Source organism: Streptomyces sp. (assembly GCF_036566765.1).
Classification (GTDB): domain Bacteria; phylum Actinomycetota; class Actinomycetes; order Streptomycetales; family Streptomycetaceae; genus Streptomyces.
The window spans coordinates 1-4,261 of the sequence record NZ_DATCVQ010000597.1; the positions used below are offsets into that span (position 1 = coordinate 1).

Below are 4,261 nucleotides of genomic sequence, written 5' to 3' on the forward strand. Positions count from 1 at the left end.
CCCGCCGCTCCGGCCGCCGCATCCGCGCCGACCTGCTGCGCAAGGGCGCGCTGCGCGCCGTCGTCGCCCTGCCGGCCGGCGCCGCCCCGCCGTACGGCATCCCGCTCCACCTCTGGGTGCTGCGCAAGCCCTCCCCCGGCGTCCCCGCCTCCCCGGAGCTGCTGCTCGTCGACACCGCCGACCAGGCCGCCGCGCCGGCCGGCGGCGGCGCGGGCGGTTCCGGCTCCGGCCGCGACAAGCTCGACTGGCAGGCCGTGCACACCGCCGTCCTCGACGCCTGGCTGCCCTTCGAGAAGAACGGCACGGTCGAGGAGACCCCCGGGGCCAGCCGCAGCGTCCCCGTCATCGCACTCCTCGACGACGACGTCGACCTCACCCCCGCCCGCCACCTGCCGCCCCCGGCGGCCGCCGCAGGCGCGGCCGAACTCGCGGGCGTCCGCGAGCGGCTGACCGAGACCCTGCGCCGCACCGCCGCGCTCACGCCGCCCGCCGACCACCCCGCGGGCCGCGCCGACGCCGTCCCCGCCCGGCTGCCCGTCGTCACCGTCGCCGAACTCGCCCGCACCGGAGCCCTGGAGCTGCGCGCCGGCGGCGCGGGCGCGGGCTCCGGCCGGGTCCTCACCGACCACGACGTCCTCGCCGGCCAGGCCCCCTCCGGCGCCCTGCCCGACGGCCCGGCCGAGGAGCCAGTACTCGTCGCCCCCGGCGACATCGTCGTGCCCATCATCGGCGGCGGCGCGGTCGCCCGGGTCGTCGACGAGGCCACCGCCGGCGCCGCCCTCGGCCGCAACCTCCAGCTGCTGCGCCCCGACCCGGCCGCCCTCGACCCCTGGTTCCTCGCCGGCTTCCTGCGCGGCACCGCCAACAACCGCCAGGCCAGCAGCTACGCCTCGACCGCCACCCGGCTCGACGTCCGCCGCCTCCAACTGCCCCGGCTGCCCCTCGCGGAGCAGCAGCGCTACGGGGAGCGGTTCCGCGCGCTCGCCGAGTTCGAGGACGCGATGCGGCTGGCCGGCCGGCTCGGGGAGCGGCTCGTCCAGGGCCTGTACGACGGGCTGACGGACGGCACCGTGAGACCGTGATCGGTTCGACAACGGTTCCGTACAACCCAGGGGCCGTTGTCGGTGTCGGTGTATACGCTCGACTTCGCAACCGACTCGTCCGCCAGGAGCAGGAATGTACGGCCACGGCTACCCGCCGCCGCAGCAGCAGCGCCCCGGGCAGGGGTTGCTGATCGGACTGCGCGTGCTGTTCGTCGCGCTCCCGCTGCTCACCTGCGGCTTCTTGGCATGGGCCCCGCTGCTGCGGCTCGCGTGCGTGACGCGCAAGAAGCTGGACTGGGCGCTGTTCGGGGTCTTCCTCGCCGCCGACACCGCGCTTCTCACCTTCATCGTCGTCACGGCCGAGGAGAAGGCGAGCGACCTGGAGTCGTTCCTCGGCGTCGGCGCGATGATGGCGCTGGTCCTCGGCTCCGTCTCGTACTACCTCGTCGCCGAGATCCAGCACTACGCGCGTGGCTTCGGGCCCGCGCCGGTCGTGCCGCCGCCGGTCACCGGCGGATACGGCTACCCGCCCACCGCCGTCACGGCGCCCTCGCCGGGCGTCCCGCAGCCGTACCCGACGCCGCAGCCGTACGCGACACCGCGGCCGCAGCCGATCCCGCAGACGCAGACGCAGCCGCCGGCCGGACAGCCCCAGCCGCGCATCGACCAGGTCCGCGCCGAGCTCGACGAGCTCAGCGACCTGCTCCGCAAGGAGCCGCGGGACCCGCGCGACCCGCGGGACGGCGGCAGATGAACGGCCGCGTCATCGGCGGCCGTTACGAGCTGGCGGGGCTCATCGGCCAGGGCGGCATGGGCCAGGTCTGGACGGCGTACGACGGACGCCTCGACCGGCGCGTGGCCGTCAAGCTGCTCCGCCCCGACCACATGGCCGCCGCCACCACCGCAAACGAGATCCGCCGCAGATTCGTCCGCGAGTGCCGCGTCACCGCCCAGGTCGACCACCCCGGCCTGGTCACCGTCCACGACGCGGGCAGCGACGCGGACGACCTGTACCTCGTCATGCAGTATGTCGAGGGCGCGGACCTCGCCGACCACCTCGCCGAGCACGACCCATACCCCTGGCAGTGGGCCGTCAGCGTCGCCGCGCAGCTGTGCGCGGTGCTCGCCGCCGTGCACGCCGTGCCGATCGTCCACCGCGACCTCAAGCCGCGGAACGTGATGGTCAAGCCGGACGGCACGGTCACCGTCCTCGACCTCGGCGTCGCGTCCGTCCTGGACACCGACACCACCCGCCTCACGCACACCGGCTCGCCGATCGGCAGCCCCGCGTACATGGCCCCCGAACAGGCGATGGGCGGCGCGGTCGGCCCGGCCACCGACCTGTACGCGCTCGGCGCGCTGCTGCACGAACTCCTCAGCGGCAACGTGCCGTTCGCCGGCTCCACCGCCCTCGGCGTGCTGCACCGGCACCTCTACGAGCCGCCGCTGCCGGTCCGCCAGATCCGCCCCGAGGTCCCCGAACCGCTGGAGGCCCTCGTCCTCAGGTTGCTCGCCAAGGACCCCCGGCACCGGCCGTCCGGCGCCCAGGAGGTGTACGAGCACCTCGTCCCGCTGCTGCCCGCGCGCGGCGTGCCGACAGGCCCGCTCGACCCGACCCGCCCCTTCCTGCGCCCGCACGCCCCCTGGCCCGACCGGGCCGCCACCCCGGCCGGTGCGCCCCTGCCGCCGACCGCCCCGCCCACGGTCGCCCGGCCCGACGTGGCCGCCGCTGTCGACGAGGTCAAGCGGCTGCTCGGCGAGGGCAGCATCACGCAGGCCGTCGACATCCTCGGCGGGATCCTGCCGGCCGCGGCGGCCGAGCACGGCGAGCACTCCCCGGTCGTGCGCATCCTGCGCAAGCAGTACGCGACGACCCTGATGGACGACGGCCAGTACCGCCGCGCCCTGCCCGAACTGCGCCGGCTCGCCGACGACCGCGCTGCCGAGGCGGGTCCGGCCGACCCGCAGACCCTGCAGTTCCGCTACGACGCCGCCCAGTGCCTGGAACAGCTCGGCGAGACCGCGGCCGCGCTCGCCGAGTACCGCGTGGTCCTCCCGTACTACGAGACCGGCACGCCGGACCCGGCCCGGGCCTTCGACATCCGGCACCGCATCGGTCAACTGCTGCTCGCCATGGGCGACCACGCGGCCGCCCGACAGCACATGCAGACCCTGCTGTTCGACGCGGAGCGGCAGTACGGCCCGTACCACCCGCTGGCGACGGACCTGCGCCGGGCGCTGGACCGCCAGCAGCAGATGGGTGGCTAGGAGAGGGCGGGAGAGGGGGCGGGGGCCTCGGCGCGCAGGTAGCGCGTCTGGGCGATCTCGCCCGCCGAGCGGAGGGAGTCCGCGCGGGTGCGGTCCGTCGTGGCGACGAGGACGAGGGCGCCGGGGGCGGCCAGGGCGGCGGCCTGCTCCAGGTCGTAGGGGGCCGCGTCCTGCGGGGAGTCGACGACGATCACGCCGTACTGACGGTCGGCGAGGCCGGCCCGTACCTCCGGGTCGGTGAAGTCGCCGCGTACCAGGCGGGCGGCGTGGTCCCCGGCGGCGGAGCCGCCGAGCGAGAGGTTGCCGCGGATCAGCTCGGCGCGGGTGGGCGCGTCGGCCAGCGGGTCGACGACGGTCAGCCGGGCCTCGACCCCGCCGCGGTGCAGCATCCGCTGCAGCGCGGCGGCGAACAGGCCGTGCCGGGTGCCGATTTCGAGCACCTCGCCGTTCGGCGGGGCGAGCAGCGGGATCGCGGCGAGCCGCCCGCACACGTCGGACAGGGTGCCGGCGAGCCCGCCGGTGCCGAGCGCCTCGACGGCGACGAGATGGCGGTACGCGACGGTCACCTCGCGGCGGGCGTGCTCGGCGTCGCGCCCGGTGACGGCGGCGACCTCGCGGACCAGGGTGTCGATCTGCGTGGCCGTCGGCATCCGGTCGCCGTCGCGGCCCGCGCGGTCGAGCAGGAGCGACAGCCCGTACTGCCGGCGGCGCAGGTCGGCGACTTCGTGGTGGAGCGCGTCGAGGTCGGTCTGGAAGGCCGTGGTGACGCGTTCCATCCGCTGCTCGACCAGCGAGAACGCCGGGCGCAGCACCCGCTGTGCGAGCCGGTTGCTCAGAAGGGAGGGCATGGCGGGCAAGGTACGCCGCGGGCCGGGGCGCGGGGGCGACGACACGGTGCCCTTCGGGTGAACCTCTGGTGTCCCTTGGGCGGCGCGGCGCGCGTCGCACGG

Annotated in this window: 4 protein-coding genes; 3 read left to right on the forward strand and 1 reads right to left on the reverse strand. The window is 75.9% G+C overall.

The window, feature by feature from the left end:
* The 3 genes from VIU94_RS34525 to VIU94_RS34535 all read left to right on the forward strand — a co-directional run.
* On the forward strand, positions 1 to 1,082 hold a 1,082-nt coding region (locus VIU94_RS34525), incomplete at its 5' end, for a restriction endonuclease subunit S domain-containing protein (RefSeq protein ID WP_524540658.1).
* 94 nt (positions 1,083 to 1,176) lie between these two features.
* Positions 1,177 to 1,797, forward strand: a complete 621-nt coding sequence (locus VIU94_RS34530; RefSeq protein WP_331917735.1) for a hypothetical protein — start codon at positions 1,177 to 1,179, stop codon at positions 1,795 to 1,797.
* Positions 1,794 to 3,311 (forward strand): protein kinase domain-containing protein, encoded by a 1,518-nt coding sequence (locus VIU94_RS34535; RefSeq protein ID WP_331917737.1) that lies wholly within the window; start codon positions 1,794 to 1,796, stop codon positions 3,309 to 3,311. The genes VIU94_RS34530 and VIU94_RS34535 overlap by 4 nt, the downstream gene beginning before the upstream one ends.
* Here the strand turns inward: VIU94_RS34535 and VIU94_RS34540 are convergent.
* Positions 3,308 to 4,159, reverse strand: a complete 852-nt coding sequence (locus tag VIU94_RS34540) for a class I SAM-dependent methyltransferase (RefSeq protein WP_331917739.1) — start codon at positions 4,157 to 4,159, stop codon at positions 3,308 to 3,310. The genes VIU94_RS34535 and VIU94_RS34540 overlap by 4 nt on opposite strands.
* Positions 4,160 to 4,261 lie beyond the last annotated feature (102 nt).